The following is a 1447-nucleotide window of genomic DNA, read 5'->3' on the forward strand; positions in this document are numbered from 1 at the left end:
GCCCTGCTGGGACGTTCGCGGGGCGGGCAGACCAGCAAGGTCCACGTTGCCTGCGACCGTCAATGCCGGCCGCTCGTGCTGGTTCTGACCGCGGGGCTCGCTCGCCCCGGAGGGCACGACCCCCTACTACACCCCGCCCTCGATGAACCCCGAACGGCCGGGCCGGACATGGCTCCCGGTCATGGGACGCACCCGTTTCCCGTTACACAGCCTCGTTTCCACCTGGTACCACGAAGGGGTGCCGGGCCACCATCTGCAACTGGCCGAGCTGGCGCACAGGGCGGGACAGCACTCTCGCTACCAGACCACCCTCGGGAAGATCAGCGCCAACTCCGAGGGATGGGCGCTGTACGCCGAGCGCCTCATGGATGAGCTCGGCCACCTGACCGATCCCGCCCGGCGCCTCAGCTACTTGGACGCGCAGTTGCTGCGGTCCATGCGACTCATCGTGGACATCGGGATCCATCTCGAGCTCCGCATACCGAGCGACGCGGCGTTCCACCCGGGGGAGCAGTGGACCCCCGGTCTGGCTCACCTCTTCGTGGCGTCGCACAGCGGGCAGCCGGATGTGTTTATCAGGAACGAGGTCAGCCGCTACCAGGGCATGGCCGGCCAGGCGATCGGCTACAAGCTGGGTGAGCGGGCCTGGCTCGCGGGCAGAACGGCTGCCAGGCAGCACCACGGCGCCCGGTTCGAACTCAAGCGCTGGCACATGCCCGCCCTGGCACAACCACCGCTGGGACTGGACGACCTGACCGCGGAGCTGTCGCATCTGTAGGGCCGTCTCTTCCGGATCTTGCCGGGCCCGCGACGCCCGGCACCGCACCCGGCCGCGTTGCCGGGGCGACCGAGTGCGTCCCGTACACGGGCGCCCCTCCGCCTCGCCATGCTTCCCCTCGGCCCTGGCGGGCCTGGGGAGACCCCATGACACCAGACCCCGCGGGCTCGGCCGACAAGATCCGAAAGAGACGGCCTAGCCGGAGCACGCGGTGCGCTGGGCTTCCTGCCACTCGCACACCGGGCAGAGCACCACGCCCGGGGCGGCGACCCCGTACTCGGTGGGCTTCGCGCACTGGACGCAGTCCGCGTACGGCGGTCCCGGCACCCGTCCGGCCGGGGCGGCGGGAGCGGGGCAGTACGACGGGGTCTCGTCCGACGGGTCCATGCCCACGAGCCTACCGGCCGAGCCCGGAACCGCCGCCGGAAACGGCTCCGCACAACTCCCTCCCGCACACTGGTAGGAAAGTTTCCTTCCTGTTAGTGTCCCGGGCGGCGGCTCGGCGCGGTGCCCACCCCCACGGGCATGACGCGCTCAGCGAGAGCTCTGACCCGGCCGCCGTGGGGGGGCCCCCCCCCCCCCCCCCGGGGGGGGGGGGGCCCCCCCCCCCCGGGGGGGGGCCCCCCCCCGGCCCCCCCCCCGCCCCCCCCGCCGCCCCCCCCGGGGGCC

1 protein-coding gene and 2 pseudogenes are annotated in these 1447 nt (G+C 73.1%); 2 read left to right on the forward strand and 1 reads right to left on the reverse strand.

All coding sequences use genetic code 11. The annotated features are described in order from the left end of the window. Together ACIQZO_RS31970 and ACIQZO_RS31975 are read left to right on the forward strand one after the other, a co-directional pair. Positions 1–177, forward strand: a pseudogene (locus ACIQZO_RS31970) (IS5/IS1182 family transposase); the annotation flags it as partial. Then, a pseudogene (locus ACIQZO_RS31975) lies at positions 101–778 on the forward strand (DUF885 domain-containing protein); the annotation flags it as partial. The pseudogenes ACIQZO_RS31970 and ACIQZO_RS31975, both read left to right, overlap by 77 nt. Before the next feature lie 195 nt (positions 779–973). On the opposite strand, the gene ACIQZO_RS31980 reads toward ACIQZO_RS31975, so the two are convergent. Beyond that, entirely contained in the window at positions 974–1165 is a 192-nt protein-coding gene (locus ACIQZO_RS31980) for a hypothetical protein (RefSeq protein WP_403632921.1), read from the reverse strand. Between the last annotated feature and the right edge of the window lie 282 nt (positions 1166–1447).

The organism is Streptomyces sp. NPDC097617 (assembly GCF_044761485.1).
In the GTDB taxonomy this organism is placed as follows: Bacteria; Actinomycetota; Actinomycetes; order Streptomycetales; family Streptomycetaceae; genus Streptomyces.

Excerpts from the sequence above, each read along its gene's own strand:
- ACIQZO_RS31980 (WP_403632921.1), bottom strand. The coding sequence starts at position 1,165 with ATGGACCCGTCGGACGAGACCCCGTCGTACTGCCCCGCTCCCGCCGCC.